Origin of the sequence: Nodosilinea sp. FACHB-141, assembly GCF_014696135.1 — a bacterium.
In the GTDB taxonomy this organism is placed as follows: Bacteria; Cyanobacteriota; Cyanobacteriia; order Phormidesmidales; family Phormidesmidaceae; genus Nodosilinea.
This window is the reverse complement of the sequence record NZ_JACJPP010000004.1, coordinates 233,663-250,805: the sequence shown is the minus strand read 5'-3', so window position 1 is coordinate 250,805 and position 17,143 is coordinate 233,663. Positions and strand designations below refer to the sequence as shown.

Genomic DNA, 17,143 nt, shown 5'->3' with positions numbered 1-17,143 from the left:
GATTAATACTGTAGCAGAGGCTTGGTAGTGGCGAAGGTCTAGCTTGGGCCAGTTCGGAGCACGTCTCGCAGCTGCGCTTTTACAGCAATTGCCCCAGCCTGTGCAAGCCAGGTTGGGGCAATTGTCAACTATTCAATAGCCCTTAACCAACCAGTTGGGGTTCCTGCACCTGCTTGAGCTGTTCGCGCAGGGGTGGGCCTTCGATCACCTCGTCCTCTAGCAGCTGCTGAGCTAGGGTCTCTAGCAACTCGCGGTTCTGCTTGAGAATGTCGAGGGCACGCTGGTGGCCTTCTTCAACGATGGCTTTCACCTCTTCGTCGATCGCCTTGGCCGTTTCTTCGCTGATGGGGCGGCGAGCATTGGGCGTGCCGCCATCGAGGAAGGCGTTGCGCTGGGCGCGATCGTAGGCAAGAGGGCCGAGCACCTGGCTCATGCCGTAGGTAGTGACCATCTGCTCAGCCAAGTCGGTAGCCCGTTGAAGATCATTGGATGCTCCGGTGGTGATGCTGCCGAAGATGATTTCTTCGGCCGATCGCCCGCCCAGCAGAGTAGCAATCTGCCCCTTCAGCTCGGCCTCATCGCGCAAAAAGCGGTCTTCGGTGGGCAGTTGCAGGGTATAGCCGAGGGCGGCCATACCGCGCGGCACGATGGAGATTTTTTCGACCTCGTCGGTGCCGGGCATCATAGCGCCGACCAGGGCGTGGCCGACTTCGTGGTAGGCGACGATCTTCTTCTCTTTCTCGTTGAGCACACGGCTCTTTTTCTCTAGACCGGCGACGACGCGCTCGATCGCCTCGCCAAAGTCTTCTTGCTCGACTACGGTGCTGCCGCGGCGGGCGGCCAGCAGGGCAGCTTCATTGACCAGGTTAGCCAAGTCAGCTCCGGCGAAGCCTGGGGTGCGGGTGGCGGTCGTTTTGAGATCGACGGTGTCAGCCAGCTTCACATCCTTAGCGTGGATTTTAAGGATGGCTTCGCGGCCTTTGAGATCGGGGCGATCGACTAGTACCTGGCGATCGAAGCGACCGGGGCGCAGCAGGGCGGGGTCAAGGGTTTCGGGACGGTTGGTGGCGGCTAACACAATCACGGTAGTGCCGCCGGCCTCAAAGCCATCCATCTCGGTGAGCAGCTGGTTGAGGGTCTGCTCGCGCTCGTCGTTGCCGCCGTAGAAGCTGCTGCTGGAGCGGGATTTACCGATCGCATCTAGCTCATCAATAAAAATGATGCAGGGAGACTGTTTCTTGGCTTGCTCAAACAGGTCGCGCACGCGGGAGGAACCTACGCCCACAAATAGTTCCACAAACTCAGAACCCGAAATGCTAAAGAAGGGTACGCCTGCTTCACCCGCGACGGCTTTAGCCATCAACGTCTTACCGGTTCCTGGCGGGCCAACCAGCAGGACGCCCTTGGGAATTTTGGCCCCTAAATCCGTAAAGCGCTGGGGGGTTTTGAGGAAATCAACAACTTCTACCAGTTCAGCCTTGGCTTCTTCGACCCCGGCCACGTCGTCGAAGGTAATCTTGCCAGCGTCGCCTTCTACGTAAACCTTGGCTTTGCTTTTGCCAATGGAGAGGGCTCCCTGGGGGCCACCGCCACCACGGGCCAAGAAGAATCGCCACACCCCAATAAAGATCAGTGGTGGAATCACCCAGCTCAGCAAGCTGCCAAACCACTGGCCCTTGGGCGGCGGCACGGCAGCAAACTCAACGCCGTTGTCTTCGAGTAGCTGGGGCAGCTGGAGGTCAAAAATGGGCGTCGTGCTGTAGACATCGCCCGCTTCACCAGTGGTGGCATCTTTGACTTGGTAGCGAATTTCGTTTTGCCCCACGGAGGCTCGTAATACCTCTTGCTCTTGCACCCGATGGATGAACATGCTGTAGGGTTCACGGGCCGTTTGGCTGCCGAAGAACCCCGAGAACACAATGTTGAGCAGCAGGAGGCCAGTAGCGGCCCACAGGACGATGTTGGCAATTTGGCGCGATCGCGACGGCTGAGGATTTTTGTTTACAGGCATAGCAACTTTAAATTTTGTAGTGAGCCAATCGAATGGTTGGCGGTTTTGACTGTTGGGATGGACGACTGTCTCATCCCTTAGGCTTTTAACGGTTTGAAGACGTCGTTAAAGGCTATTTCTATAGTTGGCGCAGGGGCATTGCACTGCAATGCCCCTAATAGGGATGTTCGTCAGCGGATTGAGCTTTGCCCAGTCGCTCGTTAGTCATAGTTGACATCTACGGTGGTGTGAGCGGTATCAGGGGCGTCGGCCTGGAGCCCAGAGCGTTTGTTGTTCAACCCTGAGAGTGCAATCTGCGACATGGCAGCAATGAACAAAGAGGCCACCGCGGCATCGTCAATCCAGCCGATGATGGGGATGAAGTCGGGGGAAATGTCAATGGGGCTAAGCAGGTACAACAGCGTGGCACCGGCCAGAAGCCAGCGATACTTAGGATTGTCGAGGGTGCGCTTATACCAGTCGTAGAAAGCTTGGGGAGAGGGGTTCATGGGTCCAAGGTTGAGTGCGATGGCTTTATGGTGCCATGGAACCCTTGGTTATCTCTGTGGCGGATAGCCGCCCGTCAGCTAGGCGACGACCGAACTGATGAGGGAATTAATACCTAAGGTATAGGGTGCAGCAATGGCCCTTATACCTTGCACCCTATACCCCTGCTGTTGACTGCCTTGCGAATGCTAGCCGTGCGCCAAGCTATAAGGTTTCTTCTTATAAAATAGGAGCCGTAGGGTGCGTTGTGTAGCAATGCAGTAAGAATAATTAACGACTTAATTAACTGCTCATTGAGAGGGTTTCGGGGAGAAAAGCCAAGCTTGCCGCTGGGGGGATTTCGGTCCCCCCAGACCCCTACGAGAAGGACGTTCCGTCGTCCTTCACCTCACGGAAAGGAGCGATCGCTCATCGGTTTAAACCTCTGTTCTGCCAATTGGCCTGTTTTTCTTTGCGATTAGCCTAAGCAACCGTAGGGTGGGCATTGCCCACCATTGACCTTGGCTACTCAGCCGATCCCTTTTCCGAGCGAACGACCATTCAGTTGTACCGGACTTCTAAATATTCACGTACTGATCCATTTCCCAGGTGGTGATTTGAGTATTGAAGGCGTTCCATTCCTTCGCTTTCATTTCCAGAAAGGTCTTAGCGCCGAGTTCTCCCATCATGTCCATCAGCAGAGCGTCTTGCTTGAGGGCGGCCATCGCTTCGTAGAGATTGTGAGGCAGGGTTTGCAGGTTGGTGAACTCGTCGCCTCGGGCGAACAGGTTTTCGTCGATGCGCTGGCCAGGGTCAATCTGCTGTTTGATGCCCTCTAGCCCGGCGGCTAGAAGGCCGGCTGTGGCGAGGTAGAGGTTAACGGCACCGTCGATCATGCGGCACTCGAACCGACCTTTGTCGGGAATGCGGATCAGGTGCGATCGGTTATTGCCGCCGTAGGAAATGTAGCGGGGGCTCCAGGTGCTGCCAGAGGCTGTAGTGCTGGCCCCCAGTCGACGGTAGGAGTTGACTGTGGGGGCACAGAGAGCAGCCAGCCCCTTGCCGTGGGCCAAGACACCGCCCAAAAAGTTGTAGCCCAGGGGGGAAAGCCCGCCCTCGTCAGCCCCTTTGGCAAAGACATTGGTGTCGCCCTGCCACAGGCTGTTGTGGACATGGCCGCCGTTGCCGGTGATGTGACTAAAGGGCTTGGGCATAAAGGTGGCGATGAACCCGCGTTGCTCGGCCAGGGTTTTGACCATGTATTTGAAGAACACGTGGCGATCGCAGGTGGTCCGCGCATCGCTGTAGGTCCAGTTCAGCTCAAACTGACCGTTGGCATCTTCGTGGTCACACTGGTAGGGCTGCCAGCCCAGGTCCTCCATGTAGGTGACCAAAGTTGAGATCAGGTCAAACTGCCGCATCAGGTTGAGCTGGTCATAGCAGGGGCGATCGGCAGTGTCCTTGGGGTCAGCAATTTCATAGCCTTTTTCTGTCTGGCGCAGCAAAAAGAATTCTGCCTCGACCCCCGTTCTGTGGGTATAGCCCAGGGCTGCTGCCTGATCGATCACTCGATTGAGCATCATTCGCGGGGCAGCCGGAAAGGGTTCGCCCTCAAAGTACACATCGCTGGCTACCCAGCCCACCGTAGGCTCCCAGGGCAGCTGAATTAGCGAGTCGGGGTCGGGCACCGCGGCGATTTCTGCGGCCTCCGGCCCCAGGCCCAGGTTGGAGGCAAAAGAGCAGAAAAACGCACCGTCTTTTTCTACTGCAGCCATTTGAGTGGCGGGCACCAGCTTGGCTCGAGTGCCCCCTAACAAATCGGTGTAGGAAACTAGAAAAAACTTGATGCCGAGGGCCTTGGCCCTTTCTACTAGGCTCTGTGCTTGGGTTAGCATGCCGACCATAGAACGACTCCAGACGTTTCAGCTTAGTAAAACAGGCTGACGAAGTCGCTTTTGTCATTGTAGATACGGGTTGAGGTCGGTGGTGTTCTTTTCACGCGGGCAGCTTCAGCCGAGAACAGCACCGGTGTGGGCTGGCAGAACGGCGCTAACTCCCCCCAGTTGCATAGATAAATCTCTGCCATCCTGCCGGCGCATTTCAGCTGAGAAATTTCTAATCTGTGAACAGTTCTAAATGCAGAGCGTGAGGCTATTTAACGATGGCCCATGCAAAGCATTGTTGTTAGTACGGAAGTTAACACCATGGCAAGCGATAAGAACCTAGATCGCAATCCTGACACTAACCCCGATCCCATCACTGGGCAGCCTGGAGCACACCCCGTTGGCACTGGAGTAGGCGCGGCCGGAGTAGGCGCGATCGCCACTGCGGTCGGTGGTGCGGTGGGTGGCCCTGTGGGAGCCGTAGTTGGTGCAGCCGTTGGCGCTGTAGCTGGTGGGTTAGCGGGTAAAGGCGTTGCAGAAAAAGTTGATCCCACCGTGGAGGACGACTACTGGCGCACCAATTACAAAAATCGGCCATATGTGGAGGCTGACCACAGCTACGACGACTATAGCCCTGCCTATCGCACTGGCTATGAGGGCTACAACACCTACTCTGGTCAAGGTATGACCTTTACCCAGGCTGAACCCCATCTGCGGAAAGACTATGAAAGCCACAACGGCCGCCTTGGCTGGGAGAAGGCCAAGCACGCTAGCCAAGATGCCTGGCACCGGCTAGAGTCTACCGTTAGCCGTGACTCAGATCAGCAGGTTGACGATCGCCGCAGTGTTAACGACACCCACCGGACCGATGGCACCACCGGCATGCTGTAACCCCCTAGGGGCAGGCTACCTGAAATAGTTTCTCGCCAACCGCTGAGCAGTAACTCTGACTCGGCGGTTGGCGATCGTAGGGCACCTTTGCTTCCCACAAAAACTACTACCTAGAACGAAGTCATAAACGCTAGCGAGTTGTTTGCCAACCTCGAAGAATTCTGGGATAACTTGATATGACAAGCTTAACTCAAATGCCCCCAGAGGGCATTTGAGTTAAGCTTAGCTACTCTTGCTGCACAAGATCTCACCCCAAGCGTCTATCAAAGGCCGGGTTCATCTATGGATATTTTGGTCGTTCAACATGTCGAAGCCGACCCCGTTGGCATTTTAGGCCGATATCTAGAGGTCAAAGGAGCCTGGCTGCACACCTGGTTAGTACCCCAGAGACCGACTCCGCCCTATGGCCATTACGACGGTCTAATTGTGCTCGGCGGCCCGATGAACGCCTGCGAAGACGACAACTTTCCTCACCTAGCGCGAGTTGCAGAGCTGATTCGCGAATTTCATAGTCAGGGCAAGCCGGTGTTGGGCATTTGCCTAGGGGCCCAGCTCATTGCCCGTGCTTTTGGTAGCCGAGTTTATCAAAACGAGGTTCCAGAACTGGGCTTTACGCCCCTATTCCCAACCGCTTCTCCTGAGGAACCTTGGCTGCAAGACTACCCACCGGGAATGCCGATGATGCAGTGGCACTTCGACACCTTTGATCTGCCCGTCGGGGCGAAATTGCTCCTCACTAACAGTGCCTGCAAAAATCAGGCCTTTCGCATCGGCAGCAATATCTATGGCCTACAGTTTCACCCCGAAGTCACCCCGCAAATAGTGATGGACTGGATTGCCTTTAACACCGAATGGATTGAGGCTAACTATCCCAACCTGTTTGAGCAATTGCGGGAGCAGCTAGTGTTGCACTGGGTGCAGTCGGCCCAGTTCACCGAAAAGCTAGCCAACGCCTGGTATGACCAGGTAGTGACTTCGGCCCAAACAAGGTCATTACTTCAGCAAAGCAGCCCAATTTAACTTGCGTCGGTTGAGCCTTGCGAAGAAGGAAGAGGTGCAACAATTGCTACACAGCTTTCCGGCGACCTGTATAGCTAGTTGATAGGCCGGTAAGCGGTAGCGAAACTGTGAAGGTTGAGTCTTTTAGCAGCCTAAAACCAGAGCTGATGCCGGCGTAAGCGGGTAAGAAGCCTCAAGAATTACTACGTCGGCTAATGTATGTAAAGAGAGATCATGGTAAAAAGTACACATGATCAATCATCTACTACGGCCAATTGCCTCCGCTTCAAAGACGCGTTCCTCGTGGTGGCGAAAGCTGGCCCTAGTTGGAATCAGTATTATTGCGGTTGTATCTGTATCATTCGCTACTCAAGCTATCTCCGTTCGAGTGGAGAGAGGGATGTCGCTGAGACAGCTACAGGGAGAGGTGACGCTGCTGCGTTCCAGTAGTGCTAGCCCTGCTCGGGCGGGCGATCGCCTCGGTCAGATCGGTGACGGGTTGCGGACAGGGTCGCGATCGACCGCGGTTTTAGACGTAGATACTGACCTCGGCTCTTTGCAGGTTTCAGAGCGTACCGAGCTGCGCATTCGCACTCTTGAGACGGCCGCCGATGGTGGGCGCATTACCCACCTCAGCGTGTCGCGAGGGCAGGTGCGTACTCAATTGCGTCGCTTTACCAACCAAAGCTCTGAGTTTGAGATCGAAACCCCCGCCGGCATTAGCGGCGTACGGGGGACGGAGTTTGGCGTCAGTGTGCAAGACGACGGCAAGACCGGCATTGCCACCCTCTCTGGAGCGGTAGAAACCAGTGCCGTTGGGGCGTCGGTGCCGGTGCATGGGGGCTACCAAAACCTAATCTTGCCCGGCGAACCCCCCACCCAGCCAGTGCCCCTGCGGGATGATCCTGGTCTAGAGTACGAGCGCACCGTATCGTTTGAGGGAAACACTCGCGTTGTCACGCTCACGGGTCGGGTTGACCCGGTCAATACTGTATTTGTCGATGGTGCCCCCCAACTTGTCGATCGTCAGGGTGAATTTCGCCTAACCCGGGTGGCAACGGCCCGACTGCGAGTTGAGGTTGTAGTGATCACTCCCCTTGGCCGCCAGGAAGTCCATGAGATCTATCTTCTCTAGCCGGTTTCGGCGAGGGTTAGAATCGCTGCTGACGTTGACTGCTGCCAGCCTGTTGGTTCTGAGTTTGAGCGAGCTGGGCCTGCTCATGCCCCTGGTGCAGGCCGAGTATGGGCTGCGCTTCCGGCTGCGGGGGGAGCGGCCCTGGGCTGACCAGGTGGTACTGATTGCCATTGACGAACCCAGTTTAGATGCGTTGGGAGCGTTCCCCTGGCCGCGTCGCCGCTACGCTGAGCTGATGCAAGGTTTGCAAAAAGGCCGCCCCCAGGTGGTGGTGTTCGACCTGCTGTTTAGCGACCCCAGCCCCGATGATGCGGTGTTTGCCGAGGCGATCGCCGCTCATTCTGCTGTCATCCTAGCCTCTGCCTGGGATCGCGACGGGCGGCCCCTAGGGCTAAACCCGACGCTAACTGAGGCAGCTTTGGCCACTGGCCATATTTTGCAGCGCTACCAGGGCGGTTACATCCACAGCGTTGAGCCGATGGTGGGCCACCGGCCCGCCCTAGCTATTGCCACCGCAGAAGCCCTCAGCCTGACCCAGCAGGCCGTCTCCCTACCCCCTCTGGATCGCCCGCTCTGGGTTGACTGGCCCGGTCCGACCAAGGCGCTGCCCACCTACTCTTTTGTGGATGTGCTGGAGGGTCGGGTGTCCCCTCAAAAGTTTGAGGGCAAGGTTGTGCTGATTGGGGCCACGGCCATAGGCCTCGACGATTGGGCGACCCCCTTTAATGTTGAGCCACCTGCTAGTGGTGTCTATCTGCACGGAGCCTTGATCGATAACCTGCTGCTCCAGCGCTGGTTAAGACCGTTGGTCGGAAGCTGGTCCGGAGCGATCGCCCTCGCCCTCGCCCTGAGCCTAAAGCTACAGCGGCGACAGGGGACGTTTTGGCAGCAGGGGGCGCTGGTCGGCGGCTTGGTCGCAGGCTGGTGGGGAACTGCCCTAGTGCTAATGGGCGCTAACCTGTGGTTGCCGGTGGTGGGTCCGGGGCTGCTGCTAAGTACTGTGGGCGGTCTGACCCTGGGTCAGCACTGGCTGCGACAGACCCGCTGGCTGCGGCAGATGACGGTGGCATTACAGCGTCGTCACTCGCCCGAGGTGCTGCTGCCCAAGCCCCCACCTTCCGCCGCTGCTCTCGATCAGACTGGCTTGGTGCCCCAGGGCGATCGTGCCTCGGATCTGTCCCAGCTAGTCGAGCTGACTCAACAACTGGGGCGATCTCAGGCGATTCAGGCGGCCATTGCCCGCAGCCTGCCCCTAGGGTTAGTGGCGGCGGCGGCGGATGGCACCGTGTGGTTTGCCAACCCCTTGGCCACCGAATGGTTGGATTTAGCGGCGGGTGAGCGCTTGGCCTCGGCCCTGCCGCTCGACTGGTTTGAGGGCGACGCTTGGGAGCAGCTGTGGGAGCGGGTCTGTCGAGGTCAAGCCGTACCGTACCAGCTGCGCCAGCGGGGCGATCGCTGGTACGAGCTGCGGCTAGAATCGCTGGTTGACAATGCCAATTCCCCCGCCGATTGGCCGCAGGGAGCCATTGTGCTGTTCGAGGACATCACCTACCGTCAGCAGATGGAGACCGAACTGCGGCGGCTCAACGACAGCCTAGAAACTCAGGTGGAAGTGCGTACGCGGCAGCTAGAGCAGCTCAATCGATCGCTCCATGAGCAGATTGCCGAGCGCCAGCTGGCCCAGCATCAGCTGGCCTACGAGGCGCTGCACGACCCGCTCACTGGACTACCTAACCGGCGCCAGTTTTTGAGCCACCTGGGTGAGCAATTTGGCTTACCCGAGCCGGGGCTGTACGCAGTGCTGTTTCTAGACTGCGATCGCTTCAAGCTGATCAACGACTCCTTTGGCCACTGGGTGGGGGATGAGCTGCTGAAGCGGGTGGCCACCATTGTGCAAGAGTGCGTGCGCCCCACCGACGTAGTAGCCCGGTTTGGCGGCGACGAGTTCACCATTCTGCTGACTACCCTTGACCAAGCGGGGGATGCGATCGCCGTGGCCGAGCGCATTCGCCAGCGGTTTACCGAAGCGCTGCACATTCAAGAACACCAGCTATTTACCAACACCAGCATTGGCATTGTCATGGGCGGCCCCGACTACCAGCACCCTGACGAGCTGCTGCGCGATGCCGACACCGCTATGTACCAGGCCAAAATTAACAACCAGGGCTATGCGCTGTTCGAGCCGGGCATGCACCTCGACGTGCGTCGCTCGCTCCAGATCGAGACCGCCCTCAGGCTGGCCCTAGAGCGGCAAGAATTTCAGCTCCATTACCAGCCGATTATGAACCTCGACACTCAGCAGCTAATGGGGTGCGAAGCTCTGCTGCGCTGGCTGCACCCCGACCGGGGGCTGCTGTTCCCCGACGAATTTATTGCCATTGCCGAAAACACGGGCATGATGGCGGCGATCGGGGCCTGGGTGCTCAAAGAAGCCTGCACCCAAATGCAGCGCTGGCGACGGCGTAGCCTAATCAACGCCGATGCTGTGGTCAGCGTCAATCTGTCGGCGCTTCAGTTTGCGCAGCCTGATTTTCTGGCCCAGGTTGACAGCGTCCTCGCCGACAGCGGCCTGCCTGCGGCCAACCTTAAGCTCGAAATCACCGAAACTGTCGTGATTCAAAATCCTGAGCAAGTGGTGCCGATCATTCAAACGCTGCGCGATCGCGGCATTCGCCTCAGCATTGATGACTTCGGCACCGGTTACTCCTCCCTTGGCTATCTGCAACAGCTGCCGGTGGATATTCTCAAAATCGATCGCAGCTTCATCGCCAACATTCACCACAGCTCACAGCAGTACGGCATCGTCGAAACCATCATTCACCTCGCGGCCCACCTCAATATTCAAGTGATTGCCGAAGGGATTGAGCAGTTCCCCCAGCTGGAGTCGCTCACTAAGTTAGGCTGCAAATTTGGTCAGGGGTTCTTCTTTGCCCGCCCGCTGAGTGTCAGCCAATTCAGTCAATATTTACGCAACCGCGACAACGGGGAGGGCGGTTGGTGAACCTATACCAAACAGGGTAGCAAAGCCGGCCTAAGCTCGGATTTGCTGCCCTGGAGGTTGGGGGCTACAGTGCGCCTCACCTTCTGCGTCGGGGTATTCCATCATGGTTATCGATGGCGATAGTGCCGACTATTCGTAGTAGCGATTGTCGAGCCAGTACCGCACATCCTGCTCAGAGTAAAACGAGCGAGTGCGATTAGTGACTGGGTCGTGGGCAAACCAGACTTGATGACCATTGCGGGTACTCTGCCAAATGCGCAGCTCTTGGGTGCCGGTGAAGAAGTTGAGCAGGCGATCGCCTAGAGTACTGAGAGCTTGGCCTACACCTAGGGGCCGTTGGGCCGGCTGCACCAGGGTTTCAAGGCGCTGCCGCTGCCGGTTGAGCTCAGAATTAGAGTTACGAGTAGTGGTGTTCATGGCATTTCTTGGCTAAGGGAATTACAGCGGGCAGTTGCACGGCTGACCAAAAGCCTCTGTCAGCCCTAGAGGGGCTGAGCGCAAATGCAAAGGATCAGAATGCAAAGGCTGAGTTAACGGTCAGGGTTCCATTCCTGGGAGTGGAGGCATCTCACCCCAAGCGCTACCGCTGCTGATGTATCTAATGTATTCGGGGCGTCAGCTTGTAACAAAGCATGACGTGAATGGGTGCTATGCAAAAAATCGATAGGCCAGCTCAAGCCTCTGCCCTTAGCCTTGGAATAGGCGTTTAGGTGCTTGGAGCCGCCATGAACCTCAACAAAATCAAGCTGTCACAACTGCGGGCACTGGTGACGATCGCCGAGTGCGGCAACTTCAGCGAAGCGGCCCTCAAGCTCGATGTCACCCAGTCCACTATTAGCCACGCCATTGCCACCCTAGAAGACGAGCTGGGCGTCACTCTTCTGAAGCGGGGCCGCCATGGGGCACGACTGACGAGCGTGGGCGATCGCGTTACCGCCCACGCCCGCGATGTGCTGAGCCTGCTCGACACCATTGGCAGCGAGGCCAACCAGGCCCGGGGCGTACAGGGGGGCAATTTGCGCATTGCCTCTTTTCGCAGCGTTGCGACTCATGTGCTGCCCGGGGCGATCGCCCGATTGCACCGCCGCTACCCCACCATCGCCATCAGCGTCCACGAAATGGATGAAGTGCACCAGCTGAAGCAGGCGCTGTTTAAGGGCGAAGTTGACATCTGCGTTGCTGAAACCATCGTTGACGACGATGTTGAAACCCTGCACATCTTTGACGACGACTACGTGGCCCTGCTGCCCCCCGGCTATTGCCCCAAAACCGGAAAGCTTACCGTCGATGACATGCGCCAAATGCCGATCATTGGCTCTAGCCACAGCAGCTGTGGCCTGCGCATTCGCACCGTGCTGGGTGCCCAAGAGCATCCTTTAGAAATTGCCTACTGCATTCGCCACGACTCGTCGATGGTGGCCATGGTGCAGCAGGGCTTGGGCATTGCCATTTTGCCCCGCCTTGCCGCCGAGCCGGTGCCCCCTGATGTGCAGATTGTCTCTATGCCCTTCCCAATTTCTCGGCCGATAGGAGCCACCATCTTGAAAGACGCCCTGCACACCCCTGCGCTCTATGCCTTTTTAGACGCCCTGCGGGAAGTGGGCGAATTTAGCCGCATCAAAGCTGTTTAGCGCCACGGCTTGGCCATTGGGCTATTGCTCCCTGCTACCCACTGGTTCGGCCTCGGGGGCCGACTTCGGCTCCTGGACGGGCAGTTCATTGTTGCGCCGCGCGGCGCGATCGCTTAGATAGGTCAGCCAGGATGGTGCCCAAAGCGAGTGGCTGTCTCGGCCAAAGGCCCGCTTTTCACCGCCTGCAATGGGTCCCGGCAGCAGCCTACTTCCCCAGCTCAGCAAACTAGTCATGAACCCTGGAAACAGGCCGTAGAACCGGGCCATGAGCAGAATTGGCAGCGGCACCACCACTTCGGCTGCCCCCCGACGCATTCCGGCAATGGCAGTTCGAGCTACCTTTTCTGGGCTGGCAGAGATGATCGGTAGCGACTCGCTAATGCTGAACCAGGTGTACTCTTTGCTGCGCTGTCCTTTAAACAGGGCGTGATCGTTAACGCCCGTATAGATCAAACCGGGACAGACCGTAGTGACGACAATGCCGGCTTGGGCCAGTTCGATGTGCAGGCCAGCCGACAACCCCGTTAAGGCAAACTTGCTGGCGCAGTAGGCCACCATGTGCGGCGACGCCACTTTGCCTCCGACAGACGAAATATTGACGATGCGACCAGCTCTGCGATCGCGCATCCCCGGCAGCACCGCTTGGGTGGTGTAGAGCGGTGCCCAGAAATGGAGTTGCATCAGATCGTCGTAGTCCTGCATGGTCAGATTTTCTAACGGCCCCACGATGTCAGTGCCCGCGTTGTTGATCAGAATGTCGATCGCCCCAAAGTGCTCGTTGACCTGCTGCACCATCTGCTCGACCTGGGTCTGGTGAGTGACATCACAGATCAGAGTCAAAATCTCCCCGCCCTGCTGCACCAGTTCGGTTTTTGCCCGCTCTAGTTCAGCTTCATCCCGCGCACAAATGGCCAGTCGAGCCCCGGCCGCTACCAGCTGGCGGGCCATGACCAGACCCAGCCCCCGGGAGCCCCCGGTGATCAAAATGGTCTTGCCGCGCAGGTCATACTGCTGTTCGCGCCACCGGCGACCTAGCCAGAGAACGATCGTTAGCAGGGCGATCGCGACCAAGCCCAGCAATCCCAAATGGTTAATCGACATGTTTCCACCCTCCAGTGTGGCTTTCACTGTAGGCGGTGCAAGCCAATGCCAAACTCTTTCCTAGGGCAAAACTGCCTCAACCAATGGGCCAGTTTTTTCATCACCCACCTGTCCCTGAATTCTTTTGGCACGTTCGATTTTTAGGGCGATCGGAGCTGAGGCAACAGCTAAAAAATGTCTCCATCTTAAACGTGGTTGAGTTAGCTGAAACCCGATTAAAGTGACTAATCCACTTGTAAAATTACTAGTCAACTTGTAAAACATCCATGCGTCACCTCTACTTTCTGGTTCCTGGCACCGGCAAGCGCTTCCACTGCGGAGGGCTGTTTGCTGAGCTCAAGACCCTCAAGCTAGCCCAGCAGGTCTGCTCCGCCGAGGTGGTCACCTACGACCAGCGCGAGGATGACACGCTGTTTTTGGATGACCTGCTCCAGCAGCCCAACCTCGACAACAGCATTTTTGTAGTTAGCTGGGGGTTCCACATTCCTCGGCTAGTCAAGCGGCTACGAGGCTACTCGGTGGTCTATCACGCCCACAGCAGCGGCTACGGGTTCACCCTCCCAGGGGATATTCCAATCATCACCGTCAGCCGCAACTCTATGGGCTACTGGGGGCAAAAGCGGCCCAACGGGCTAGTTTTTTATCTACCCAACCACATTTCACCTGAGTTCACCAATCAACAGCAGTCTAGGGATATTGACGTGTTGGTGCAGGTGCGCAAGTCGTCAGATTATCTGCTCAACCAGCTGGTTCCAGCCTTGGAGTCTCGCTGCAATCTGGTGACACTGACTGGGTTTGTCGACGATCTCTCGATTCTGTTTAACCGCAGCAAAATCTTTCTCTACGACTCGGCAGAATACTGGGCGCTGAGCCGGGTGAGCGAGGGGTTTGGCCTGCCCCCCATGGAGGCGATGGCCTGTGGTTGTCAGGTGTTCACTAGCGTCAACGGAGCGCTGGCCGATTACTTAGATCCGGGGTTTAACTGCTACAAAATTGGGGTGCATTCGACGGGGTACGACTGCGATCGCATCCTCGCGGCCCTGCAAACGCCCACTCCCCTAGCCATGACCCCCACAGACCTAGAACCCTACCGCGCCCCGGCTCTGCTGCCTCGGCTAGAGGTGATTCTGGCCGAAATCAACCACTTCTTCGACTATCGAGCCAAGCATTCTGGGGATATTTCTGACCTCACCAAACCTCGTCTAGCCCGCCTCTGGCTACAACGCACCACCGCCAAAGTTCGCAAAAAGCTCCAAGGCCGTTGATCCCCAGCTTTGGCTGGGTAGGTTGGCAAAGGCACAGTCCCGCGAGACAATAGAATATAAGAACTGTAATATTTTGAACCCTAGGCTGTGAACAACGCACCCGTACGCACGGTATCTGACGCCAAGCGCGACTTTTATACCCACCACACTCGCCCTATTAACTCTATCTACCGGCGCGTGGTAGACGAGCTGATGGTAGAGATGCACCTGCTCTCCGTCAACGTTGACTTTGCCTACGACCCCATCTATGCACTGGGCATCGTCACTACCTTCGATCGCTTTATGGTCGGTTACGAGCCCGAGAGCGACAAAGCTACCATCTTCAACGCCCTGTGCCGCTCCATCAACAGCACCCCCGAGCACTATCGCGGCGATGCTGAGGCCGTAAGGTCCTCCGTCAACGGCATGTCCTTAGACGATCTGAAGGGGCAGTTTGAGCACCTCGGCGATGGCGGCGATGGCCTGCGCGGCACCTTGGCTTCGGTCGCCAACCGAGAAAAATTCAAGTACAGCCGCCCCTTTGGCATCGGGCTCTACACCCTGGTAGAAGCCGTAACCCCCGCCGAAGACCTCAAAGATAAAGCAGTCGTCGAGACCCTGTTTAAAGACCTGGCGGGCAAGCTCAATATCTCTAACGATAAGCTGCTAAAAGACGTCGAACTCTACCGCAGCAACATGGAGAAATTTGCCCAGGCCCAGGAAGTGATGAAAGACATGCTGGCCGCCGATCGCAAAAAGCGTGAAGACCGCAAAAAAGCTGCCGAAGCCGAAGCCGCAGGCATTGTCGAGCCCGTAGCCACTGTCCCCGACGCAGGCGAATCTGGATCGGCGGAGTAGGCCACCGTGTTGGAAAACTTAGCCTAGAACCCCAGGCCTAGACTTCTCTCTGTGGAGTCTGGGCTCTTTTTTGTCCGGGGTTGAACAGGTCGTTGGCGATCGCGGTGCCCGGCAAAATCAAGCTGCCCCCCACCGCCATCGATTCGGTAACGGGCTCTGCTAGCAGCACAGCACCCCAAAGCACGGCAAACATGGGAATTAGATACCCCACAGTTAATGCCTTGGTAGAGCCAACGTTTTGAATCAGCCGAAAGTAGAGTAGATAGGCGCAGGCTGTAGAAAGCAGCGCCAGAGCCACCACCGCAGCGACAACGGTTGGCGTAGGCAGTTGGTGCGGCACGGTAAAGGGTAGGGCCGGTAGCAAAGCCAGGGCGGCTCCCCATAAACTACCGGCGGTGATGGTCCAGGGCGAGACTCCAGCCAAATTTTGCCGGATGTAGGGAGCTGCGATCGCATACATAAAAGCCGCAACTAACCCTGCCGCCACCGCCCATCCAAACCCTGGCGTCGCCATAATCGGTTGCCAACCTACCAAAATCACGACCCCAACAAAGCCCAGCCCGAAGCCAATCCACCGGGTGAGGGTAAGGGCTTCCTGGAGCCAAACCGCGGCCACAACCGTGCCAAACAACGGCGCTGTGCTATTTAAAGTGGAGGTTAACCCAGCTGGTAGCGACAGGGAAGCAAAGGCCAGCAGCACAAAGGGGATCGCAGAATTAATGCTGCCTATCACCAGAAGGGCTCGCCAGCGTTGGCGCAGTTCTGGCCACAGATTGAGGTGTACGACCACCGGCAGCAAGGCACAACCGGCCAGCACTACGCGAATCTCGATCAGCCATAGCGGACCCAACACCGGCACCGCCACTCGCATAAACAGAAACGAGCCACCCCACAGTGCCGCCAGCAGCAAAAGCTCGGCAAGATTGATTTTTCGCATTACGCCTCCTGGGGGAAGGCCTGGGTCTGTCCCGCTTCCCAGCCCAACAGCAACGTCTTGCGCGCTGGCCCCCAGCGGTAGCCACCCCACTCACCCGAGGCTCGAATCACCCGGTGACAGGGAATGAGATACCCTACCGGGTTCTGTCCAATGGCATTGCCCACCGCTCGCGCCGCTGTAGGCCGACCGATCGCCTCTGCCAAGCCCTGGTATGTCGTTAGCCCACCTGGAGGAATCTGCAAAAGCGCCCGCCACACCTGAATCTGAAAGTTGGTGCCTTTGACTGCGAGCGCTAAAGGGCGATCGGGGTCTGGGGTGAAGATGCGATGGCACTCTTCCGCCGTTCCAGGCTGGTCGTCCACCAGGGTTGCTCTGGGCCACTCCGCCTGCAATAGATGCTCCGCCATCGCCTGATCTGGTGTCTCTAAAAAGTGCAGATTGCAGATGCCCCGTGCGGTCTTGGCTAGCAAACACAGCCCAAACGGAGTAGCGTGGATGCCGTAGCAAATTTTCAGGCCCGCCCCTCCGGACTTAAACTCACCCGGCGACACGGCCTCTAGGCTGACAAACAGATCGTGCAAACGGCTTGGACTTGACAGACCCACATCCCCAGTCAGATCCATCAGGCTTTTGGTTTCAGCAATCTTGGCCTTGGCATAGTCCACCGTCAGGTTCTGCAAAAACCGCTTTGGGCTAATGCCCGCCCATCGAGTAAACAGGCGCTGAAAGTGGTATTCGCTGAGGTGCACATGGCGGGCTACGGCGGCCAGATCGGGCTGGTCGAGATGGTGCTGGCGCAGAAATGCGATCGCCTCAGCTATCTGCCTGTAGGTTTCATTGTCGTAGGTTGCAGGTTCCACCACAGGATTCATGGGTTTCGCAGCCATAGGTCAACTACAATTCCCAATCTACCGATCGCCCCTAGTCCAAACCACCCGTTTCTTGCGGCCTCAAACGCTACCCCAGCCTTTGCCCCTCACCTACCCA

General features: G+C 57.5%; 14 protein-coding genes. 7 read left to right on the top strand and 7 right to left on the bottom strand.

The genetic code is table 11. From position 1 onward, the window contains the following. Nucleotides 1-142: 142 nt before the first annotated feature. From ftsH to glnT, 3 genes are all read right to left on the bottom strand, one after another. The gene (gene ftsH, locus H6F59_RS02430; RefSeq protein WP_190694833.1) at nt 143-2,011 is read right to left on the bottom strand and encodes an ATP-dependent zinc metalloprotease FtsH; all 1,869 of its coding nucleotides are present in this window, start codon (nt 2,009-2,011) and stop codon (nt 143-145) included. A gap of 200 nt (nt 2,012-2,211) precedes the next feature. Further along, nucleotides 2,212-2,499: a YkvA family protein gene (locus tag H6F59_RS02425; protein WP_190694831.1), complete on the bottom strand. Its 288-nt coding sequence runs from the start codon at nt 2,497-2,499 to the stop codon at nt 2,212-2,214. A gap of 555 nt (nt 2,500-3,054) precedes the next feature. After that, nucleotides 3,055-4,380 (bottom strand): type III glutamate--ammonia ligase, encoded by a 1,326-nt coding sequence (gene glnT, locus H6F59_RS02420; protein WP_190694829.1) that lies wholly within the window; start codon nt 4,378-4,380, stop codon nt 3,055-3,057. Nucleotides 4,381-4,680: 300 nt separating this feature from the next. On the opposite strand from glnT, the gene H6F59_RS02415 reads away from it, so the two are divergent. From H6F59_RS02415 to H6F59_RS02400, 4 genes are all read left to right on the top strand, one after another. Beyond that, nucleotides 4,681-5,250 carry a hypothetical protein gene (locus tag H6F59_RS02415; protein WP_199308666.1) on the top strand — a complete coding sequence of 190 codons (570 nt, stop codon included), beginning with the start codon at nt 4,681-4,683 and terminating at the stop codon, nt 5,248-5,250. A gap of 282 nt (nt 5,251-5,532) precedes the next feature. Beyond that, on the top strand, nt 5,533-6,270 hold the full coding sequence (locus H6F59_RS02410) for a type 1 glutamine amidotransferase (RefSeq protein ID WP_190694827.1): 738 nt from the start codon (nt 5,533-5,535) through the stop codon (nt 6,268-6,270). A 379-nt stretch (nt 6,271-6,649) separates the two neighbouring features. Further along, the gene (locus H6F59_RS02405) at nt 6,650-7,384 is read left to right on the top strand and encodes a FecR domain-containing protein (RefSeq protein ID WP_199325522.1); all 735 of its coding nucleotides are present in this window, start codon (nt 6,650-6,652) and stop codon (nt 7,382-7,384) included. Continuing rightward, the gene (locus H6F59_RS02400; protein ID WP_190694824.1) at nt 7,365-10,385 is read left to right on the top strand and encodes an EAL domain-containing protein; all 3,021 of its coding nucleotides are present in this window, start codon (nt 7,365-7,367) and stop codon (nt 10,383-10,385) included. Before H6F59_RS02405 ends, H6F59_RS02400 begins: the two co-directional genes overlap by 20 nt. 129 nt (nt 10,386-10,514) lie before the next feature. On the opposite strand, the gene H6F59_RS02395 is transcribed toward H6F59_RS02400, so the two are convergent. Then, nucleotides 10,515-10,802, bottom strand: a complete 288-nt coding sequence (locus H6F59_RS02395) for a hypothetical protein (protein ID WP_190694822.1) — start codon at nt 10,800-10,802, stop codon at nt 10,515-10,517. A gap of 308 nt (nt 10,803-11,110) precedes the next feature. On the opposite strand from H6F59_RS02395, the gene H6F59_RS02390 reads away from it, so the two are divergent. Beyond that, a complete protein-coding gene (locus H6F59_RS02390) occupies nt 11,111-12,016 on the top strand; it encodes a LysR family transcriptional regulator (protein ID WP_190694820.1) in 906 nt (301 codons plus the stop codon). Between the two features lie 21 nt (nt 12,017-12,037). Here the strand turns inward: H6F59_RS02390 and H6F59_RS02385 are convergent, their stop codons facing one another. Next, nucleotides 12,038-13,117 carry an SDR family oxidoreductase gene (locus H6F59_RS02385; protein WP_190694819.1) on the bottom strand — a complete coding sequence of 360 codons (1,080 nt, stop codon included), beginning with the start codon at nt 13,115-13,117 and terminating at the stop codon, nt 12,038-12,040. A 266-nt stretch (nt 13,118-13,383) separates the two neighbouring features. On the opposite strand from H6F59_RS02385, the gene H6F59_RS02380 reads away from it, so the two are divergent. Both H6F59_RS02380 and psb29 read left to right on the top strand, forming a co-directional pair. Next, a complete protein-coding gene (locus H6F59_RS02380; protein ID WP_190694817.1) occupies nt 13,384-14,382 on the top strand; it encodes a glycosyltransferase in 999 nt (332 codons plus the stop codon). An 87-nt stretch (nt 14,383-14,469) separates the two neighbouring features. Next, on the top strand, nt 14,470-15,219 hold the full coding sequence (psb29, locus tag H6F59_RS02375; protein WP_190694815.1) for a photosystem II biogenesis protein Psp29: 750 nt from the start codon (nt 14,470-14,472) through the stop codon (nt 15,217-15,219). Nucleotides 15,220-15,256: 37 nt separating this feature from the next. Here the strand turns inward: psb29 and H6F59_RS02370 are convergent, their stop codons facing one another. Both H6F59_RS02370 and H6F59_RS02365 read right to left on the bottom strand, forming a co-directional pair. After that, on the bottom strand, nt 15,257-16,156 hold the full coding sequence (locus H6F59_RS02370) for a DMT family transporter (protein WP_190694813.1): 900 nt from the start codon (nt 16,154-16,156) through the stop codon (nt 15,257-15,259). Continuing rightward, complete coding sequence (locus H6F59_RS02365; protein WP_199325520.1) at nt 16,156-17,043, bottom strand: methylated-DNA--[protein]-cysteine S-methyltransferase; 888 nt, start codon at nt 17,041-17,043, stop codon at nt 16,156-16,158. Before H6F59_RS02365 ends, H6F59_RS02370 begins: the two co-directional genes overlap by 1 nt. Nucleotides 17,044-17,143: the final 100 nt, after the last annotated feature.

What these genes read in the sequence shown, in the direction of transcription:
- ftsH (WP_190694833.1), bottom strand. Translation starts at nt 2,011, where the DNA reads ATGCCTGTAAACAAAAATCCTCAGCCGTCGCGATCGCGCCAAATTGCC.
- H6F59_RS02425 (WP_190694831.1), bottom strand. Translation starts at nt 2,499, where the DNA reads ATGAACCCCTCTCCCCAAGCTTTCTACGACTGGTATAAGCGCACCCTC.
- glnT (WP_190694829.1), bottom strand. Translation starts at nt 4,380, where the DNA reads ATGGTCGGCATGCTAACCCAAGCACAGAGCCTAGTAGAAAGGGCCAAG.
- H6F59_RS02415 (WP_199308666.1), top strand. Translation starts at nt 4,681, where the DNA reads ATGGCAAGCGATAAGAACCTAGATCGCAATCCTGACACTAACCCCGAT.
- H6F59_RS02410 (WP_190694827.1), top strand. Translation starts at nt 5,533, where the DNA reads ATGGATATTTTGGTCGTTCAACATGTCGAAGCCGACCCCGTTGGCATT.
- H6F59_RS02405 (WP_199325522.1), top strand. Translation starts at nt 6,650, where the DNA reads ATGTCGCTGAGACAGCTACAGGGAGAGGTGACGCTGCTGCGTTCCAGT.
- H6F59_RS02400 (WP_190694824.1), top strand. Translation starts at nt 7,365, where the DNA reads ATGAGATCTATCTTCTCTAGCCGGTTTCGGCGAGGGTTAGAATCGCTG.
- H6F59_RS02395 (WP_190694822.1), bottom strand. Translation starts at nt 10,802, where the DNA reads ATGAACACCACTACTCGTAACTCTAATTCTGAGCTCAACCGGCAGCGG.
- H6F59_RS02390 (WP_190694820.1), top strand. Translation starts at nt 11,111, where the DNA reads ATGAACCTCAACAAAATCAAGCTGTCACAACTGCGGGCACTGGTGACG.
- H6F59_RS02385 (WP_190694819.1), bottom strand. Translation starts at nt 13,117, where the DNA reads ATGTCGATTAACCATTTGGGATTGCTGGGCTTGGTCGCGATCGCCCTG.
- H6F59_RS02380 (WP_190694817.1), top strand. Translation starts at nt 13,384, where the DNA reads ATGCGTCACCTCTACTTTCTGGTTCCTGGCACCGGCAAGCGCTTCCAC.
- H6F59_RS02370 (WP_190694813.1), bottom strand. Translation starts at nt 16,156, where the DNA reads ATGCGAAAAATCAATCTTGCCGAGCTTTTGCTGCTGGCGGCACTGTGG.
- H6F59_RS02365 (WP_199325520.1), bottom strand. Translation starts at nt 17,043, where the DNA reads ATGGCTGCGAAACCCATGAATCCTGTGGTGGAACCTGCAACCTACGAC.